Raw genomic sequence first — 21734 nt, forward strand, 5'->3', positions numbered from 1 at the left:
TTCATGGAAACAGATTTGTTACTTCAAGGAAAAACGGTGTTAATTACAAGAGAGGAACGTGATAGTAAGCAATTTGCTGAAGCCATTACGAGCTATGGCGGGAATGCTATCACTATTCCTTTAATTGGCTTCCAGGCTTGTGTAGTGACAGATGAGATACAAAAGAAACTAGATTCAATTGAACGATACGATTGGGTTGTGTTTACTAGTAAAAATGGAGTGAAGTTTTTCTTCCAACAGTTCAATCGTTCATTGAAGAATAAAATCGCCGTTATTGGTGAGAAGACAATGGTAGCTTTACGAAAATATGGTTATGAACCACAATTTGTGCCTACAAAGTTTGTTGCAGAGTGTTTTACGAATGAATTTATTCCTGTTTTGAAGAAGGGTGCAAAAGTATTAGTTGTAAAAGGAAATTTAGCGAGAACGGTTATTGCTAATCAACTTCGAGAACAAGGTTTTACTTGTGATGAAATTATTTTATATGAAACAGTCATGCCGGAAGAAAGTGAAAATGAGTTGCGAGAAGCTTTAAAAACTAATAAGTGTGATATTATTAGTTTTACTAGCTCCTCGACAGTTCATCATTTTATGGGTATCGTCAATCAATATAATTTAATTGATCAAATTGAGAATAGTCAGATTGCCTGTATTGGACCAATTGCGAAGAAGACTGCGGAACAATACGGTCTACAAGTGGATATTAGTGCTGAGAAATATACGATGGAAGGTTTGATGGAAAGTATACTAGCGTATTTCTCGGGGAAATAAAGTAGAAATTTATTTAATCTGGTAGGATAAAAAAGTATTTTACATATAAAAAAGGCAGGGAAATGTGATGACAGAAATTCAATTTACACGCCATAGACGCTTACGTCAAAGTGAAGGAATGCGTGCGTTAGTAAGAGAAACGTATTTACGTAAAGAAGATTTAATCTACCCTATTTTTATTGCTGCTGGTGACAATGTTCGTAATGAAATTGAATCGATGCCAGGCATCTATCAATTATCTTTAGATAATCTACTTGGTGAAGTAGAAGAATCTATTAATTTAGGTATAAGAGCATTGATTCTGTTTGGTGTTCCATATCAGCATGAAAAAGATGCATGTGGAACAGGAGCATTTTCTCATAATGGCCTTATTCAACAAGCAACACGAATGATTAAAGAGAAGTATCCAGAAGTATTAGTAGTTGCTGATACATGTCTATGTGAGTATACAGATCACGGACATTGCGGAATCGTAGAAGGTGATCAAATCTTGAACGATGAATCGCTAGAGGTTTTGGTGAAGACATCAATTAGTCAAGCAGAAGCTGGTGCTGATATTATTGCTCCATCAAATATGATGGATGGATTTGTTGCGGCTATCCGTGCAGGATTAGATGAAGCTGGATACACACATATTCCAATTATGTCTTATGCGGTTAAATATGCATCGGCATATTATGGTCCATTCCGTGATGCTGCTAATGGTGCACCACAATTTGGCGATCGAAAAACGTATCAAATGGATTCAGCAAATCGTATGGAAGCCTTACGTGAGGCAGAATCTGATTTGCTCGAAGGCGCAGATTTCTTAATTGTTAAACCAGCTTTAGCATATATGGATATTATTAGAGACGTGAAAAACAATGTGAACCTTCCAATCGTAGCTTATAATGTGAGCGGTGAGTACAGCATGATTAAGGCTGCAGCTATCAATGGTTGGATTGATGAGAAGAGCATTGTCCTAGAAACACTATTAGGAATGAAACGAGCAGGTTCAGATTTAATTATTACGTATTTCGCTAAAGATGTAGCTCGTTGGTTAGATGAGAAATAGATAGAGTACATTTGATACTAATGAATGAAAGACTTTTCAAAGCTTTTACTAAAGGAGACTATAATTATGCGCGATTATACTAAGTCACAAGCTGCTTATAAAGAAGCAGTTCATTTAATGCCAGGCGGTGTAAACAGTCCTGTTCGAGCTTTTAAATCGGTTAATATGGATCCAATCTTTATGGAACGTGGTCACGGTTCTAAGCTTTACGATATTGATGGCAATGAATATATAGACTATGTACTTTCTTGGGGACCTTTAATTCTTGGACATACTCATCCAGAAGTAGTTGAAGGAATTAAGAAAGTTGCTGAAACTGGGACAAGCTTTGGAACTCCTACATTGATTGAAAATGAATTAGCGAAAGAAATTATGAAGCGTGTACCTTCAGTTGAAATGATTCGTATGGTTTCATCTGGAACAGAAGCGACAATGAGTGCGCTACGTTTAGCTCGTGGTTATACAGGTCGAAATAAAATTATTAAATTTGAAGGTTGTTACCATGGCCATGGTGATTCGCTTTTAATTAAAGCGGGTTCTGGGGTAGCGACATTAGGTTTACCTGATAGCCCTGGTGTTCCAGAAGGTACTGCTATGAATACAATTACAGTTCCTTATAATGATCTTGAAGCAATCCGTTATGCATTTGAACAACATGGTGAAGATATTGCTGCTATTATTGTAGAACCGGTAGCTGGAAATATGGGTGTTGTACCAACACTTCCAGGATTTTTACGAGGATTGCGTGATGTGACAAAACAATATGGTGCATTATTAATCTTTGATGAAGTTATGACAGGCTTCCGTGTGGATTATCATTGTGGAAGTGGCTTTTATGACGTTGAACCAGATTTAACTACGTTCGGTAAAGTAGTTGGTGGTGGTTTACCAGTAGGTGCTTTCGGTGGTAAAGAAGAGATTATGAAAAATATTGCTCCAAGTGGTCCAATTTATCAGGCAGGTACGCTTTCTGGTAATCCATTAGCAATGACGGCAGGGTTAATTACATTGAAGAATTTAACACCTGAAGATTATGTGGAATTTAAACGTAAAGGCGATCTTTTAGAGGAAGGCTTCACGAAAGCAGCTGCCACATACAATGTTCCATTAACATTTAATCGTGCAGGTTCTATGATAGGTTTCTTCTTTACGAATGAGAAGGTTATTAATTATGAGACAGCAAAGAGCTCTGATTTAGACTTCTTCGCGGCATATTATCGTGAAATGGCTAATGAAGGTATTTTCTTACCTGCATCTCAATTTGAAGGATTATTCTTATCAACTGCGCATAGCGATGAAGATATTGCGAAAACAATTGCTGCAGCAGAAAAAGCATTTTCTACATTGAAATAATTTAGAGCAAATAAGAAAAAGCTAACACTATAAAAGGTGTTAGCTTTTTTTGTGTGGATTTAATTATATAAATATAATTAATAAAGATTGTAAAGTGGATATTTTTTCTACCTGGATGTTGGTTGACCTATGACTATGAGAGGAATATAATTGGCCTTACAAATAATTAGGTTACTTAATAATTAAGGATATTAAATAAAGGAGAGGTGTTTAAAGTGAGTGCGCCTTCAAATGAAATAACGAGAGAGTTGATTGAGGCTTTCTTGAAAATTAAGAGGATGCATTGGCAGCATAAATCTAAACAAGGGAATAACCCGAGTGAGGTTAGAGTTTTGCTTTGTATAAGTGATGAAGCAGAGCCTCCATTAAATGAAATGAAAGTTTCTGGAATAAGTAAGCGACTTCGCGTTAGCACTCCTTCTATTACACAATTGTTAAATAAGCTTGAAAAAGATGGACTTATAGAACGTAGAATGGATGAACGTGATCGAAGAGTGGTGCTAGTAAAGTTAACTAGTGAGGGAAAATTAATTGCTCAAGATGCAAGAAAGCATTTCGTACAGGTGTTTAGTGACCTTTCTGAATATCTAGGTACAGAGGATAGTAAAGAATTAGTAAGATTGCTATCAAATGTTTATACATTTTATAATGAGAAGAATAATTCAGGGAGCTGATGTGTTATGCGCAAACTGTTGACTTATATTAAGCCTTATAGCATGCCGATTGTTTTTATACTAGGCTTGCTTTTTATACAGGCGCTTACAGATTTATATATGCCGACATTAATGGCTGACATAATTGATGTTGGTGTAATTAAAAATGACATTCCTTATATTTGGAAAGTCGGTGGCTTTATGCTGTTAGTTGCCGCATTAGGAACAATATGTTCTGTAGTGGCTAGTTATTTATCAGCGAAAGTATCGATGTCATATGGGAAAGATCTTCGTCATCATGTATTTTCTCATGTGCAAGAATTTTCTCTACAAGAATTTGATCAAGTTGGGACCGCATCCTTAATTACAAGAACTACTAATGATATTACGCAAGTGCAGATGGTATTAAATATGATTCTTCGTATGATGGTAACCGCACCGCTTATGGCGATTGGTGGAATCATTATGGCGCATAGAAAAGATCCGGAGCTTGCAGGTGTGCTTTGGATTGCTGTACCAGCTCTTTTCTTAGTAATCGGATTAGTTATTTGGAAAGGCGTTCCGCTCTTTAAACTTGTCCAAGTTAAATTAGATGCAGTGAATCGTGTATTACGTGAAAATTTAACAGGTGTAAGAGTCATTCGCTCATTCAATCGTATTAATTATGAGAAGAAAAGATTTAATATTGCCAACATGGATTTAACAGAGACTTCTATTAAAGTAAATAAAATTATTGCGACTTTAATGCCGGCCATGATGCTAATTATGAACTTCACTTCTATTGCAATTATTTGGTTTGGTGCACTTCGCATCGATAATGGTCATATGCAAGTAGGAGATTTAATGGCTTTTTTACAATATGCGATGCAAATAATGTTCTCGATGGTTATGTTATCAATGATGTTTGTCTTAATTCCAAGAGCATCGGCATCTGCTACACGTATTAATGAAGTATTGGAAATGAAACCTATTATTAAAGAAACAGAGCATCAAGAAGCATCCACGGAACGAAAAGGTTTTGTAGAATTTAATGATGTGACGTTTAGCTATCCAGGAGCTGAACATCCTGCGCTATGTAATATTTCATTTTCAGCAGGACCAGGTGAAGTAACGGCTATTATTGGTGGAACAGGTTCAGGGAAATCAACGCTCATTAAGATGATACCTCGTTTCTATGAAGTTGATTCGGGAAGCATATTAGTGGATGGTATCGATGTCCGTAATATGCGACTGGCTGATTTACGAGAAAAAATCGGTATGGTACCTCAAAAGGCGGTGCTCTTTACAGGTACGGTTGCTGAAAATATTGCTTTTGGTAAAGAAGATGCAACACAAGAAGAAATTGAGCACGCAGCTAAAATTGCGCAAGCAGAAGAGTTTATTGCGAATATGAAGGATGGTTATCAATCTGAAATTGCTCAAGGTGGAACGAATGTATCAGGAGGACAAAAGCAACGTCTTTCTATTGCACGTGCACTTGTTCGTAAACCAGAAATTTATATTTTCGATGATAGCTTCTCTGCTCTTGATTTTAAAACAGATGCGAAGTTGCGCGCGGCATTGAAACCGGAGATTACAGATTCAACTGTATTACTTGTTGCACAGCGTGTAACAACGGTTATGGATGCTGATCGAATCATTGTGTTGGATGAAGGAAACGTAGCGGGAATGGGAACACATCATGAATTAATGGATAGCTGTGACGTATACCGTGAAATTGTTTCTTCTCAACTTTCTGAGGAGGAGATCGCATGAGTCAAAGAAAACAACATAAAGGTCCTGGTGGATTCGGTCCACGAGGTGGAATGGGTGCTCCGGTAAATAAAGCGAAAGATTTCAAAGGAACTTTAAAACGATTATTACGATATTTAAAACCTCATAAATTTCGCTTATTAACAGTATTTATCACGGCTATTCTTAGTACAATTTTCACGATTTTAGGTCCGAAGATTTTGGGTAAAGCTACTACTAAAATATTTGAAGGTATATCACAGAAATATGCTGGTATTCCTGGAGCAGGAATTGATTTTGGTTATATTGCGAATATCTTGTTCTTATTAGCTGGATTGTATTTATTAAGTTCTTTGTTTAGCTTCATTCAGCAATTTGTTATGGCTGGTGTGGCACAGAAAACGGTTTATAAACTACGTCAAGAAGCCGAAGAGAAGATTTCGCGACTTCCACTTAAATATTTTGATGGAACAACCCATGGTGAAACATTAAGTAGAGTTGTTAATGATGTGGATAATATTAGCACAACCTTACAGCAAAGTTTAACGCAAGTTATTACATCGGTTGTAACAATTATTGGTGTTATTATCATGATGTTAACGATAAGTCCAATCATGACATTGATATTATTATTAACACTTCCACTAAGCGCGGTAATTGCTGCGATGATTGCGAAACGATCTCAAGGTCATTTCATTGGTCAACAAAGATCACTTGGGCATTTGAGTGGTCATGTAGAAGAATTATATACAGGTCATGAAGTAGTTAAAGCTTTTGGGCATGAGAAGAAAGCTTTACAAGAGTTTGAAGAAATCAATGAGAAGTTGTATGAATCAGGCTGGAAAGCTCAATTTATTTCCGGTATTATCATGCCACTAATGTCATTTGTCAATAATGTTGGTTATGTATTAATAAGTGTAATCGGTGGTATTTTAGTTACGCATAAAACGATTGCTGTTGGGGATATTCAAGCTTTTATCCAATACGCTCGTCAATTTTCACAACCACTTATGCAAACAGCAAATATCGCTAACATTATTCAATCGACTATCGCATCTGCCGAGCGCGTATTCGAATTATTGGATGAAGAAGAGCAAGTACCTGAAGTAAAAGATACTAAGGTAATCACTTATCCAAAAGGTCAAGTGGCATTCGAGCACGTATCATTTGGATATAAAGAAGGGGTTACATTAATTGAAGATATGAATATTGATGTGAAACCTGGTCAAACTATTGCAATTGTTGGTCCAACTGGAGCAGGAAAAACAACACTAATCAATCTTCTAATGCGCTTCTATGAAATCAATAGTGGAACAATTCGAATTGATGGTGTAGATATTACAGAAATGAAGCGTAGCGATTTACGAAAGCTATTCGGTATGGTTTTACAAGATACATGGCTATTTAATGGTAGTATTAAAGACAATATTGCCTATGGACGTGAAAATGCAACAGATGATGAGATTTTCCAAGCGGCTCGAGCGGCTCATGCTGATCATTTCATCCGTACTTTACCGGAAGGATATGATACGGTATTAAATGAGGATGCAACAAATATCTCTCAAGGTCAGAAGCAGTTGTTAACAATTGCTCGTGCGATTTTAGCAAATCCAGCTATTTTAATTTTGGATGAAGCGACAAGTAGTGTAGATACAAGAACAGAAATTTACATTCAGAAAGCAATGAATAACTTAATGGAAGGTAGAACAAGCTTCGTTATTGCTCACCGACTATCTACCATTAAAGATGCAGATTTGATTCTTGTTATGAATCAAGGAACTGTTATTGAGCAAGGTAATCATCAAGAACTATTGAATCAAGGCGGATTCTATGCGGATCTTTATAATAGTCAGTTCTCAGGTGGGAAAATTGCTGATGATGTAGGTTAATTGAAGGGGGCGTCTGAAAATCATTTTTCAGGCGCCTTTTTACGTTTTTTACCGTTCAAAATTATACTTAATAAAAATTCAATTTTATTGGAAGTGAAACAAGAAGTATACGCAACAACTGAAAAGACTAGTATCGGTTTTTCGATGTCTAACCATACACCTGCTATGCTCGGAAATAAGTCAATCTGTTTTGAAAACCAAAAGCGGGTTTTCAAGAACATCTTGTCTTATTGCTGTCGCATAGCTCTTTTTTGGATTTGGAGTAGTACAAGAAGCATAAACATACCGGTGTCGGTTTTTCTTATCTTTCTGTACTAAAAAAACCTTTCGCCTCATAGGTTTACTAATGATAGATGCAGTCTTTTTAGTGATTGAGAGGAGGAGCGTGTTTTGACGAATCAAGATCAATCGTGTTTACGATTTTCTTTAGAAGAATCAATTTGGTTTCGTAAGGGGCAGGAAGTTAGTGAATTATTTTCCCTTTCTATAGAGCCGAAAGTTTCTGTTACGGAAAGAAATCAATATGTAGTTATTGAAGGATCACTCTTAGTAACTGGGGAGTATCAAGGGGTTAATGATAATCAAGAATGGGAAAGCGAAAATAATTATAATCAATTAATGCATCAAAGATATATTCAAAATGTAATACGTCGAGAAGATAATGGGATTTTTTTATTTCATCATACTTTTCCTGTTGATATAAGTATCCCAACAAATCGAGTGGTTGATCGTAGTGCCATAGAAGTGGATATTTCTTCTTTTGATTATAATATGCCTGAGAACAGCTGCATTAAACTTATGGCCGAGTTAATTATTACGGGTATTTATGATGGAGACCAGTTGCAATATACATCAGATGAGTATGTGCCTAGTGATGAACGTGAAGAGTATTATGAATATCCACTTGAGGAATCGGTTACGTATATTCAAAGTGAGAGTAGCTATGTTCAGGCTCCAGAAAAATATGAAGAATCCTTAACTTTGCAAGAGGAAAGTTACTATGAGCAGGAATCAATCCAAAGACAAGCAGAAAGTACTATTGAAGATGGAATAATGAATCAGTATGGACAGTATAGTGAAATAGAATCGATGATGCAGCCAGAGAGTAATATGAATAATGAATCGCTACATTATCAACGATATAGTGAGACAGAATCGATGATGCAGCCAGAGAGTAATATGAATAATGAATCGCTACATTATCAACGATATAGTGAGACAGAATCGATGATGCAGCCAGAGAGTAATGTGAATAATGAATCATTCCATTTTCAACAATATAGTGAAGCAGAATCGATGATGCAGCCAGAGAGTAATATGAATAATGAATCATTCCATTATCAACGATATAGTGAGGCAGAATCAATGCTACAGCCAGAAAGTAATATGAATAACGAATCGTTGACTGATGAATATGAAAGATATAGTGAAGTGGAATCTCAAATGAAGCAGTCGGAAAGCTATGTGGATAATGAATCAATTGCATCAATTGAAAGAAATAGCGAATTAGAAAACGATGAGAATAATGAATCTTTGTCTATTCCACTTGGGCGGTACAATGATGACGAATCTCAAACACTAGATGAAGAGAGTAATGTAGAAAATGATTCTTTTTACACAAATCTTTATAGTAATCGGGAATCGGAATCTTTACAACACGAGAGTTATGACGAAGCCGAAGCTGTGACTGAAGATTTGGAAAGAAATGAAGAAGCTGAAAGTTATGTTGAACTGGAATCTGTTTCATTACAAGCGGAAAAATCACTTGAATCATTTGAAGCTTCTGCTTATGCCATTCCGAAAGAAGAATCGTCACAATACCAAGATGTTCAATTGAGAGCTCAAAATACAACGTTAGAAAATAAACCTTTACATTTTCAATCTAGTTTTACTATTCCAATGCCAATTTTTACACCTCCAGAAATTCCAAGCTATCCAAAACAACCAGTAGTTAACGCAAGAGAAGAAGAGGTTAATCAACCTGATGATATTACAACAATTAAAAATGATTTGATGGAGGAAAGTTCGTATCAAACGGTAAATATCGGTCTAGAAGAAGTGGAGGCGAGTGTAAGAAATGATTCCTCAAGGGAAGAGCAACATTATGAAGAGAGCTCAATTAAAGAAGAAGTATTAAATTCAATAGTAAGGAATGAGCAGGAATCTTTGCAAGTAGAGCAAGCAAATAAACGGCGTGTTGAAGAAAGCATTCAAACGAATATTAATAAACGCCCTATTTATAAAGTGGAAGATCAGGAAGTAACAACTCAAAAGGCTGAAACAGGCAAGCTATCAGTTAGTTTAACAGATTTCTTTGCAAAGAAAGAAACCAAAACACAAACTCGGTTAAAAGTTTGTATAGTTCAAAGTGGTGAAAGTTTATCAGATTTAGCGAGTCGTTATGATATTAGTAAACAAGAGATTATTGCATACAATCATTTAGAAGATGAAAGTGAAGTGGAAGGTGGGAAAGTATTATATATTCCTCAAAAGGCCATTCATAAATAAGAAATGACGCCTGCGAAAGTGAGTGAATACAGGTGGAGAGAAGCGAAAATATATCAAGAGAGGTTGAGGATGTAAGTAAGCATTATATGCTTCAAGTCCAATATTCGGAAACATTCGGGCGTATTCATAAAGTATATACTAATCAAGGAGTGTACGCTTTAAAAAGCATTGCTCCGGAACATAGTATGGATTTCATTAGGCATGTACAACGGTTGTATCAAAGAGGATACAACCGTGTTGTGCCTATTTATACAACTAGTGACGGTCGGTATGGAGTTTTATACAATAATAGGCTGTATTACCTAATGCCGTGGCTTGCGAATGATGAAAGCGGTGAGCGTAATGAGAAACATAAACAAATGTTTCGTGAGTTAGCTCGAATACACACGCTTACAGTAAAAGGCCTTCCCATAGAAAAAGAAGAGCGTGAAAGTCATTTTGAGAAAACAAAGGATATGTGGAAGAAACAGCAGCAATTTTTAGAAGAATACATCGGTCAATGTGAAAAAAAATGGTATATGTCTCCTTTTGAGTTGATGTTTTGCTCTTTTTATTATGATGTGACACAGGCTCTTTCTTTTTCTGTTCGTAAACTGGAGGAATGGTACGAGAAAACAAAAGATGATGAGAAAGTCAGGACTGTTGTAGTTCATGGGAAAGTGAGTATAAAACACTTCTTACTGAATGAACGAGGTGCAGGCTATTTCATTAACTTTGAAAATTCAAAGCCATTACCTCAGCATTTTGATTTGCTACCCTTTTTTGTGAGATATTGTAATACGTTCCCGATTCGGTGTGATGAATGTGTGGAATGGCTATATCATTATAATAAGTATTTTGCCTTGCAGGAAGAAGAAATTATGCTCTTTACTAGTTACATCGCTTATCCATTGAGTTTTATTCAAACGATTGAAGCGTATCACTCTCGGAAGAATGATGATGCCAAAACAGAACTGAAATATGTGAAGGAATTACAAAAAAGTTATTGGCAGTTAAAAAATATTGAATACTTTGTTATGAAAATTGAAGAAATAGAAGGACAGAAGAGAGCGGCTAAGCAAGCGGCAGAACAAGGGAATTAATATACTAATGCCCTGCACCTGAAAACTTTTCAGGTGTTTTTTGCTTTTGTTTAGAATTTTCTTTATAATTTTAATGGAAGAAAAAGTGATTAAGGTAAATCTTAGACGGATGATACCAATACTTTTAATTCTTATTGCTATTGAATTTTCTAATATTGTAGTGGGTCTTTTTACTAATACTCATCTTGGATATAGACAGTATCTCTTTTAATGATATGTCTTTTGAAAAAGTATTTGAAGAAGCGGATCGGGCTTTATATAAAGCGAAAGCAAATGGCTGAAACTGTATCGCAATTAATAATTAAATATATAAATAAAGTTATGAATTGAAAAGAGGCATCTTGAAAGTGATTGAAAATCGCTTTTCAGACGCCTCTTTCATTATTAGAACACATTATAACGCATACTCACCGCGGCACATACAAGAAGAACTAATAATAATACATCGAATGTGGTAGGAAAGAAAAAAGTACGGATGGCTTGGAAAATACAAATGGGAATGATAAATTGGTTGCACACGTTGCGAATATTTCTTAACCAAGGAGGCATGTTATACGGGCTATATCTTCTTTTCATATTTCCGACTCTCCTATATATGGGCATTTGAATTATATAGGTTATTGTATGTAGCATATGAAAAAAATGTGAAAGGGTAACATGTAAGCTGTGAGTTGTATAAAATATAGAAATAGGTCAAGAATGATTGACGAAAGAACACTTTTTTCTGTACTATAGTAAATAATAAAATAATAGAAATTGCTATGATTGGGAGTAGTACGTTTGAAATCTGCTTTAAGAGAGAAAAGCCAGTTGCTGAGAGGCTTTTTAAGTAAGAGCAAACTGAAGTAGCCCAGGAGCTGCTTTTATGAAATAGTAGTAGTAAAAGCCGGTGTAGAGCCGTTATAATTTTTAAGCGCCAATTAAGTGTACATAGATTAATTGGAATAAAGGTGGTACCGCGAATCAACTCTCTTCGTCCTTTTTTAAGGAAGAGAGTTTTTTTATGTTTTACTTTAATAAAGTTTTACTTTTTTAAGGATTAAAGTATAAGAAAAACATCGACTTTCGCCATTGTGGGAGATAAGTCGTGTTTTTCTAAAAATGAATGATCAGGAGGAAGACATAATGGAAAACAATCAAACATCAATGCCGACGAAGTATGATCCACAAACGATTGAAAAAGGTCGTTATGACTGGTGGGTAAAGGGTGGCTTCTTTAAAGCAGAAAGCGATGAAACAAAAGCACCATATACAATCGTAATTCCACCACCAAACGTTACAGGTAAACTTCACTTAGGTCATGCTTGGGATACAACCCTGCAAGATATTTTAACTCGTATGAAAAGAATGCAAGGATACGACGTACTTTGGTTACCGGGTATGGACCATGCAGGTATTGCTACTCAGGCAAAGGTTGAAGAAAAGCTTCGTAATGATGGTGTTAGTCGCTATGACCTTGGTCGTGAGAAGTTTGTTGAAGAAACGTGGAGTTGGAAAGAAGAATACGCTGGTCACATTCGTGAGCAATGGGCGAAAATGGGTCTTGGCCTAGATTATTCTCGTGAACGTTTCACACTTGATGAAGGTTTATCAAAAGCAGTAAACGAAGTATTCGTTTCTTTATATAAGAAAGGCTTAATCTATCGTGGGGAATATATCATCAACTGGGATCCTTCTACGAAAACAGCTCTTTCTGATATCGAAGTAATTTACAAAGATGTTCAAGGTGCATTCTATCACATGAAGTACCCATTGGCTGATGGTTCTGGTCACATTGAAATTGCGACAACTCGTCCAGAAACAATGCTAGGTGACTCAGGTGTGGCTGTTCACCCAGAAGATGAGCGCTATAAGCATTTAATTGGTAAAACAGTTATCCTTCCAATCGTAGGTCGCGAGATTCCAATCGTTGCTGATGATTATGTAGATATGGAATTTGGTACTGGTGTAGTTAAGATGACTCCTGCACATGACCCTAACGACTTTGAAGTAGGTAACCGTCATAACTTAGAACGTATTCTTGTTATGAATGAAGATGGAACAATGAATGCGAAAGCTGGTAAATACGAAGGTATGGATCGCTTCGAATGCCGTAAGCAAATCATTAAAGATCTTCAAGAGCTAGATGTTCTTTTCAAAATTGAAGAGCATATGCATTCTGTGGGTCACTCTGAGCGTAGTGGAGCAGTAGTTGAACCATATCTTTCTACTCAATGGTTCGTTAAAATGCAACCACTTGCTGACGAAGCAATCGCTCTTCAACAAAAAGAAGAAGAGAAAGTAAACTTCGTACCAGAGCGTTTCGAGAAAACTTATTTACGTTGGATGGAAAATATCCGCGACTGGTGTATTTCTCGTCAATTATGGTGGGGACACCGTATTCCAGCTTGGTACCACAATGAAACAGGTGAAGTATATGTAGGTACAGAAGCACCAGAAGATGCTGAGAATTGGACGCAAGATAATGATGTTCTTGATACTTGGTTCTCTTCTGCATTATGGCCTTTCTCTACAATGGGCTGGCCTGATACAGATACAGCAGATTTCAAACGTTATTATCCAACAGCTGCACTTGTAACTGGATACGATATCATTTTCTTCTGGGTATCACGTATGATTTTCCAAGGAATTGAGTTTACAGGAACTCGTCCATTCGAAGATGTATTAATTCATGGTCTTGTTCGTGATAGCGAAGGTCGTAAAATGAGTAAATCACTTGGTAACGGTGTTGATCCAATGGATGTTATCGACAAATACGGTTGTGACTCATTACGTTACTTCTTATCAACAGGAAGCTCACCAGGTCAAGATTTACGTTTCTCTATTGAGAAAGTAGAAAGCATCTGGAACTTCGCTAACAAGATTTGGAATGCTTCTCGTTTCGCATTAATGAACATGGACGGCATGACATATGATGAAATCGATTTAACTGGTAAAAAATCAGTAGCAGACAAATGGATTCTTACTCGCTTAAACGAAACAATTGAGACAGTGACTCGTTTAGCAGATAAATATGAATTCGGTGAAGTAGGTCGTGTGCTTTATAACTTCATCTGGGATGATTTCTGTGACTGGTACATCGAAATGGCGAAACTTCCACTATACGGTGAAGATGAAGAAGCGAAGAAAACAACTCGTTCAATCTTAGCTTACGTATTGGATAACACAATGAGATTGTTACATCCATTCATGCCATTCATCACTGAAGAAATTTGGCAAAACCTACCTCACAAAGGGGAAACAATTGTAACTGCAGCTTGGCCAACAGTGAACGAAGACTTAACTAATACAAAAGCGGCTGAAGATATGAAGCTATTGGTGGAAATCATTCGCTCTGTACGTAATATCCGTGCGGAAGTAAATACACCACTAAGCAAAAAAATCAACTTAATTTTAAAAGCAAAAGACGAAACAATTGCTCAAAGTCTGAAAGATAACAGTGGCTACATCGAACGTTTCTGTAATCCTGAAGTATTAACAATCGGTACAGATGTAGAAGAGCCAAGTCAAGCAATGACAGCTGTTGTGACAGGTGTTGAAGTAGTTCTTCCTCTTCTTGGTTTAATTAATGTAGAAGAAGAAGTGAAACGTCTTGAGAAAGAGCTTGATAAGTTGAATAAAGAAGTAGAACGTGTTCAAAAGAAATTAAGTAATGAAGGCTTTGTTAAGAAAGCACCTGAGAAGGTAATTGAAGAAGAACGTGCGAAAGAAAAAGATTACAGTGAAAAACGTGATGCAGTAATTCGTCGTATTCAAGAATTACAAAACATTTAAGAAGGAAAAAAAGCATTCAATAGTCTGCCTTGGCAGCTCAATTGAATGCTTTTTCCTATTGAATTTGTTATGGTAATTGCATGTCTCTCTAAAGATAGTGAGACAATGTTAAAAGGTATAAAATGTTATAGTAGTAAGATGAATAAACCTTACTTTTTCATTAAATACAATATATGTTTCTAAAAAAGGGGAAAGATTATGCTGCAAAAAATAGATGATTTATATGATTATCTTGCTAAGCGGGAACAACGCTTTGGGATGAATTTCGGTTTAGAAAGAATGGAAGAAATGTTAAAAGGGTTAGATGTTAAGCATCAGCAATTAAAATTTGTTCACTTGGCTGGAACGAATGGAAAGGGATCGACTCTTCATTATTTAAAGAATATTTTAGCGGCTGGTGGGTATCGTGTAGCAACATTTACTTCTCCCCACATTGAAAGTGTAACAGAAAGAATCATGATTAATGATGAACGTATTTCTGAACAGGATTTTTTAAGATTATTTAATCGAGTAATGGGGTATATAGAAAGTCTTGAAAAGAAAGATATTTTTCCAACCCAGTTTGAAATCTTAACAATTATTGCACTTATGTATTTTGAAGAGCAAAAGCCGGATTTAGTTTTAATGGAAACAGGGCTTGGAGGTCGACTTGACTCAACTAACGTCATTACTTCATTAATTTCCATTATTACAAGTATTTCGAAAGACCATACTAATATATTAGGAGATAGTATTAGTGGTATAGCATTTGAAAAAGCAGGAATTATAAAAGAAAACTCTTATGTCATTACAGGAGTCACCGATGAAGAAGCATTGACTGTTATTCAGAATAAGGCTCAAGAAAAACATTGTGTATTATACGAGTTGGACAACCATATTCACTTAGAGCATCTTTTGTCTACGGATGGTGGCGAAGAGTTTTCTTATTCTTTTCAAAATCACACTTTTGAAAAATGGATGATTCCTATGTTAGGTAAACATCAAATTCAAAATGCATCATTAGCAATCACAGCGGCAATATTATTAAATGAAAAATGTGGTTTCCAACTGAAAGATGAGCATATTCAGGGTGGCTTAATGCAATCTAAATGGAAAGGTCGTTTAGAAACAGTAAGTACTAAGCCGCATATTATTGTTGATGGCTCACATAATGAAGCAGGAATTAGAGCTTTAATTGAGACATTACAAGAGCGATATAGTCACAAAAAAATTATATTTGTAACGGCTGCTTTAGCAGATAAAGATGTATCATCTATGATGGGAATGCTTGAACAAGTAGCTCATCATATTATTTGCACCCAGTTTACTATGGATCGTGCGTTAGAAGCGGAGAAGTTAGTGTTATCTTGTAAGCATACACCATCCAGTTATTTCGAGTCATGGGAAGAAGCTATTGATAAGGGAATTCAAATGATGGATGAGAATACATTACTAGTTGTAACAGGCTCTCTGTATTTCTTGTATTATGTAAGACCGTATTTTTTAGAGAAAAATCAAACAGAATTATTATCTTAAAATGAGTAACATGCATCATTGTTAAAGGCAAGGAGTGAAGTGAAGGTGCGAAGAAGAAATATTATCGTATTTATATTATGGTTAGCCATATTTCCTTTCGGATTATGGCTTGTTTACCAGAACTTCACTCCTTTACAATCATTATTTGACACGGATATTTTATTTTTTTTGCTGTTAATGATTGTTGTTTCGTTATTTCCTATTATTGTGAATGAAACGCCGGTGTTTCTCTTACAAGCAGTTTCTTTTGCGGTATTTTTAATTTATGGTCTATTTATAGAGATTGTTTTAACTCAAATTTCGATTTTTGTATTATTGTTAAAACTTCGTCTTAGTAAAGAAGAAATGATTCGTTATCCTTTGAATTCTTTAATGTTTTTTTTCTTATCTCTAATTAGTGGATTGATATTTTATAAATTAGGAGGAACGCATAATTATACTCTTGAAATAACAGTACATAAAATTATTCCTCTCGTTGGTTACGCAGTAAGTTTCTTTGTTCTTAATGAAATTTTATTAGGTGTGATAAGGTTCTTTATTTATGGAAAAAGAGTCAGTTTTATAGGTAAAGATTTCTTGTGGGAAAGTATTACTTCATTAAGTGTTTTCCCAATGGGGATTGTACTGTATGTACTTTTTAAAGAAATTAATATGTTTGCTTTATTATTAGTTTGTATTCCTTTAGTGAGCTCCGCTATTATTTTAAGAATGTATCATGCCTCTTTACGAATGAATCAGTGTTTGCAAAAAGTGAATGAAATAGGACATCAGCTAACAGAAGGACTACAAGTTCAACAAGTACAAAGAATATTTATAGAAAAAGTTAGAGAGCTCTTTGTTGCAGATTATACATATGTTTATAAAAGTGAAAAGGATTCTATTAGTAAAATTGATTTGAGTCAGCGACAGATAGAAGAGATTTTGTTCAAACCGGCATTTAAGAGTATTGCAGAAGTAGTCATTCGTCAAAATAAACCCTTGCTATTTCGACAAAGAAGAGAATGGCAGTCTTTGTTGATGGAGGAAACAGAAGTAAAAGATATTGAAAGTATATTAGCTATCCCAATTCAAACCTCTTCGAAAATAGTAGGGGTATTGATTCTTGCTTCAAAAAAGAGAAGATTTTTTGAAAAATATCAAGAGATGATTTTAAGTATTCTTTGTTCTTATTATGCGATAGCGTTAGTAAATGCTGTTCATTATGAAGAAACGAAAAGAAAAAGCCAATATTGTAGTCTTACTGGTGTATACAATTATGGCTATTTTGAAGAGCTTTTAACAGCTGAATATAATCAATTTAGGAATAAAAAAATAAAAAGTTTATCTTTAATCATATTAGATTTAGATTTCTTTAAGAATATTAATGATACATATGGTCATGAAAGTGGAAATGAAATTCTTCGCCAAGTAACAAGTCGGATACAACAGAGAGTGAATAATCAAGACGTTGTTGCCAGATATGGTGGAGAGGAGTTCGTTATTCTACTTTCGGATATTCCTTTAGAACAAGCACTAATAATTGCTGAAGATATTAGGCAGGATATAGCTTCTAAACCATTTCATATTCATCAAGACCTTGATACACATACACATACAGAAAAAGAAATTATGGTAACTGTCAGTATCGGAGTTGCAGAGGCGAAAGAGGAAGTGGAAGATGCACTTTCGCTTGTTCGATATGCGGATCGAGCGATGTATAATAGTGCGAAGAAAGCTGGTAGGAATAAAGTGGCTGTTTATGAAGAGTGAATAATGGTAAAAACACCCTCTGTTTTCAAAATAGAGGGTGTTTTCTTTTGTTCAATTGTTAACAATTGAACAAAAGAAAATTATTGCAATATTGTTATAATAGTAGTAGGAAAGGGTATGGTTAATTAGTTATGGAGGTGGCATAAATGATTAAGACTTATAAACAAAGAATAAGGATTATATCTTTATTAGGAATAGCTATTTTAGTATGTCAATTGTTTTTTCCATATATTGATAAAGTGAAAAAAGTAGAAGCGGCATCGTCCGATTTTGAAATACTGGAAATTGTTCCTACTTCAGACAGTACTTCACAGTTAGATGGAAACATAAAAGTTTCGGGTGTGAATTTTAAGGTTACAACTATGCCAATGAAAAAGTTTGTGGCTCAGCGTGATGAACTTGATGGGAAATACGATGCGATTGCGATTGTAAAAGGTACTTATACGTCTAATGGAGTTAATTTAAGTCAAGGTAGAGAAGCAGCGCATAAAACTACTAGCGTTATGAATGATATTACAAACCTAAGAGCAGATGAAATTATAAAGGATTTTATTAATAAAGGGCAGCTAGTTATATTACATCAAGATAGTATTAAAACAGGTACTAATTTGAACAACAAATTTAATGCTTATATTTCAAATTTGAAATCAAATGTTTTATTCTATAGTAATGTTAATAACAATGACTTAAATAAAAAAATATCAAACTTTATTTTAAATAATGAAAGAGTAAAAAGACCACTAATGCATCTAAATGTATTGCCGTCACAAACTGATTGGTTAATGACAGATGATTCATTAACTTTCCAATTTACAGTTGATTATCCTATAGATGTAACAAAAAGAGATTTATCTGCAAGATTATATATCGATACAGATTTTAATGATCAATATGATAGTAGCGAAATTGTTGTACAACAAAAGATTAATTCGTCCAATGGGCAGCTTACTTATAAACTTCCCAATGGATATTCTGGAATTCGAAATTGGAAGTTTGAAATAGTTGATAATGTAACAAATTTAAAAGATTATCAGGTAGGACGTGTGAAGTTTAAGGGTGAAACAGTAAAAGTTAATGTACTACAAGTAATGCCAAAAGGAAGCAATAAAAGTGATTTAAATAACGGTAATTTGAAAGATGTTACTTTAAATAAGGATAATGAGTATAGTATAGCGATTAAATCTATTAGTATGGATGACTTCAATAAACAATATTATGCGAACATTGAGCGGGATTATGATATGGTGATTTTTGGTTTTGGAGATATGTATAATGAATTATCAATCTTACAACAAAATTCGGTGGATTCTTTAAAACGTTTTGCTAAAGCTCGCAAAAGTATAATGTTTACACACGATACAATTTATCGCAAAAACAGTAACGATAATAATGTTTGGATTACAAATTTTATGGATTCTACTGGACAAAAACAACCAGAAACGAATCTAGGTTTTCAAGCACCATTAAAAACAACTCAAGCGAAGATTGTGAATGATGGTCTGATGACAGAATATCCATATCATTTAAGTGATTCAATTAAAATATCGGAAACTCATAATCAATATTACACACTAGATTTGGAAGATCCAACAATCATTCCATGGTATAACATTATTGGTAGTGGTAGGGATGTAAACGATAGTTATAATCACTTTTATACGTATTCCAAAGGGAATATTACTTATTCAGGTACTGGTCATACAAATAGCGGTTTTCCAGAAGATGAACAACAGTTATTCGTGAATACAATGTATAGAGCATTTCTTGGTTCTAACCAAGCGCCAATTATTACATTGAAGTCACCTGAAGAGAATGATTATATTCCTTTAAATCAAAATATTGAATTATCCTATTATCTTGAGGACTATAACTTAAACGATAAAATATTAAAAACGAGAGTGTATGTGAATGACCAATTGAAATATAACAATAACGATGTACCTAATGGCTCTGCTATTGTTCAGTCAATTCCTCATGATATGTCTAAAAGTGGAAAAGTGACTATAAAGATAGAAGCTGAGGATGAACATGGAGCTATTAGTCAGAAAATATTTTCGGTAAATATTTTTGAAATAGATGCGAGTCTAGAAGTTAGTAGAACTTTAGGCAAAGCTAATCCTGTTATGGTTGAAGAGGAAGTACCGATAAACTATCTTATTAAACCAAAAGATATCTCTGATGATAATGGGAAAATTGAAGGCGATGAACTTATATTAAGTAATGTTACATTTTCAGAAAAATTCCCTGCTGGATTAGATGTTTTACGTGAGGATAAGCAAGGAAGTATAGATAAAGGATATACAATAATAGATACATTGAAAGATATTGTGTATAAACGTCAAGGTAACAAATTTGTAGCTGAACCAGTTACTTTCACAATAAATGTTAAACCAATGAAAAATGAACAATATGTATTAGACAATGCAAAAATTACTTATAAAGATATTAACAAGCCAGATATTGAAACAGAGGCGAAATTTAACCAAATAACAATTGTTGCCGAATATCCATTATTAGATTTAGAATTTCCAGATAGCTTCGTATTGAATCGAGGAGAAGAATATGCTTTTAAACCTGATTTAAAATATATTCCTGAGAATGCAAAGGTTTCAAAAGTAGAATGGTCGGAAGCAAGTGGTGGTACAATATTGAAGATAAATCCAGATACAGGAGTAGCCAATGCTATAAAAGAAGGGACGACTACTGTAACGGTTAAAGTGACAGATATATTTAATAATATAAAAGTCAAAACAGCTTTAGTTACTGTTCGTATTCCTCTTTACGATTTTACAATAGATGCTGAAGATATAGTTCTAAAGGTTGGAGAAACGAAAGAGATACTGCTAACTGTAAAACCGGAAGATGCTAAAAATAGTTTAGAGTTACAACTGGAAAATCCGAATTTAGCTACAATTACGAAACAAGACTTTACGATTACAGGAAAAAGCCCTGGTTTTACTCAATTAATTGTATCTGGAATAAATGATAAAGGGGAAAAGGTGACGAAAAGAGCTAATGTCACAGTAGAGGAAATCCTCCTTGAGGATTTCACAGTTACTCCTAAAGAGATATATTTGACAAAGAATAAGATTTTTACGAACTTTACAGTAACATTTGTACCAAACAATGTTACTAATAAAAATCTAAAATGGGAATCGCTTGATAGTAGTATTGTGAGAATACTAGAACCTGGAAAAATAGAAGGGATTAGTACAGGAACGGCAAAGATACAAGTGACATCGCCTAAGAGTACAAAAGTAGAGACAATCATCGTGCATATTGGTTCTCCGCTAATTGGAATAACAAGTTCCGATATAACTGTTGTGAAAGGGAAAACAGAGCAAGCTCAATATCAAAAAGTACCTGCGGATGCTACTAATTTAAAAAGCGTAGAATTTTTTATTGAAGAAGAGGATCAATATTATGCAACTGTAGATAAAGATTTGGGTATAGTAACAGGATTACGCTTAGGGAAAGTTCCGATGAAGCTAGTAGCTACAACAGAAGAAGGAGTGAAATTACCACCTATTTCTGTCTTCGTAACAGTTGTAGACAAGGAAAATCCTGAACCTAATGATGGTACAGATAAATATTAATGTTGATTTGCTGACTTAGCTAGAGTTTGCTAAGTCAGCACTTTCTTTTAAAATGAAAA

General features: G+C 34.8%; 13 protein-coding genes and 1 other annotated feature. Of the genes, 12 read left to right on the forward strand and 1 reads right to left on the reverse strand.

All coding sequences use genetic code 11. The features are described from left to right. Positions 1-3 precede the first annotated feature (3 nt). From TX86_RS01345 to ysxE, 8 genes are all read left to right on the forward strand, one after another. Positions 4-771, forward strand: a complete 768-nt coding sequence (locus TX86_RS01345) for a uroporphyrinogen-III synthase (RefSeq protein ID WP_042345557.1) — start codon at positions 4-6, stop codon at positions 769-771. A gap of 67 nt (positions 772-838) precedes the next feature. Then, entirely contained in the window at positions 839-1825 is a 987-nt protein-coding gene (gene hemB, locus TX86_RS01350) for a porphobilinogen synthase (RefSeq protein ID WP_042345559.1), read from the forward strand. Positions 1826-1891: 66 nt separating this feature from the next. After that, positions 1892-3178: a glutamate-1-semialdehyde 2,1-aminomutase gene (hemL, locus tag TX86_RS01355; protein WP_042345561.1), complete on the forward strand. Its 1287-nt coding sequence runs from the start codon at positions 1892-1894 to the stop codon at positions 3176-3178. Positions 3179-3393: 215 nt separating this feature from the next. Then, a complete protein-coding gene (locus tag TX86_RS01360; protein WP_052343498.1) occupies positions 3394-3852 on the forward strand; it encodes a MarR family winged helix-turn-helix transcriptional regulator in 459 nt (152 codons plus the stop codon). A gap of 6 nt (positions 3853-3858) precedes the next feature. Next, positions 3859-5586 (forward strand): ABC transporter ATP-binding protein, encoded by a 1728-nt coding sequence (locus TX86_RS01365; protein WP_042345563.1) that lies wholly within the window; start codon positions 3859-3861, stop codon positions 5584-5586. Continuing rightward, positions 5583-7451 (forward strand): ABC transporter ATP-binding protein, encoded by a 1869-nt coding sequence (locus TX86_RS01370; protein WP_042345565.1) that lies wholly within the window; start codon positions 5583-5585, stop codon positions 7449-7451. Before TX86_RS01365 ends, TX86_RS01370 begins: the two co-directional genes overlap by 4 nt. Positions 7452-7841: 390 nt before the next feature. Beyond that, a complete protein-coding gene (locus TX86_RS01375; RefSeq protein WP_042345566.1) occupies positions 7842-9959 on the forward strand; it encodes a LysM peptidoglycan-binding domain-containing protein in 2118 nt (705 codons plus the stop codon). A gap of 32 nt (positions 9960-9991) precedes the next feature. Beyond that, complete coding sequence (gene ysxE / locus TX86_RS01380; protein ID WP_081707520.1) at positions 9992-11041, forward strand: spore coat protein YsxE; 1050 nt, start codon at positions 9992-9994, stop codon at positions 11039-11041. A gap of 384 nt (positions 11042-11425) precedes the next feature. On the opposite strand, the gene TX86_RS27895 is transcribed toward ysxE, so the two are convergent. Continuing rightward, entirely contained in the window at positions 11426-11617 is a 192-nt protein-coding gene (locus tag TX86_RS27895) for a YszA family small membrane protein (protein WP_081707521.1), read from the reverse strand. Positions 11618-11793: 176 nt separating this feature from the next. Continuing rightward, positions 11794-12025 (forward strand) — a binding site (T-box leader). A 141-nt stretch (positions 12026-12166) separates the two neighbouring features. Between TX86_RS27895 and TX86_RS01385 the strand changes: the two genes are divergently transcribed. The 4 genes from TX86_RS01385 (at position 12167) to TX86_RS01400 (ending at position 21675) form a co-directional block, all read left to right on the forward strand. Further along, positions 12167-14815 carry a valine--tRNA ligase gene (locus tag TX86_RS01385; RefSeq protein WP_042345568.1) on the forward strand — a complete coding sequence of 883 codons (2649 nt, stop codon included), beginning with the start codon at positions 12167-12169 and terminating at the stop codon, positions 14813-14815. Positions 14816-15013: 198 nt separating this feature from the next. Continuing rightward, on the forward strand, positions 15014-16330 hold the full coding sequence (locus TX86_RS01390; protein ID WP_042345570.1) for a bifunctional folylpolyglutamate synthase/dihydrofolate synthase: 1317 nt from the start codon (positions 15014-15016) through the stop codon (positions 16328-16330). 45 nt (positions 16331-16375) lie between these two features. Continuing rightward, on the forward strand, positions 16376-18079 hold the full coding sequence (locus TX86_RS01395; protein WP_052343499.1) for a sensor domain-containing diguanylate cyclase: 1704 nt from the start codon (positions 16376-16378) through the stop codon (positions 18077-18079). A gap of 146 nt (positions 18080-18225) precedes the next feature. Then, positions 18226-21675 carry an Ig-like domain-containing protein gene (locus TX86_RS01400; RefSeq protein ID WP_052343500.1) on the forward strand — a complete coding sequence of 1150 codons (3450 nt, stop codon included), beginning with the start codon at positions 18226-18228 and terminating at the stop codon, positions 21673-21675. Positions 21676-21734: the final 59 nt, after the last annotated feature.

It is taken from the genome of Bacillus massiliigorillae, from assembly GCF_000380245.2.
GTDB classification, from domain to species: domain Bacteria; phylum Bacillota; class Bacilli; order Bacillales; family DSM-1321; genus Bacillus_AD; species Bacillus_AD massiliigorillae.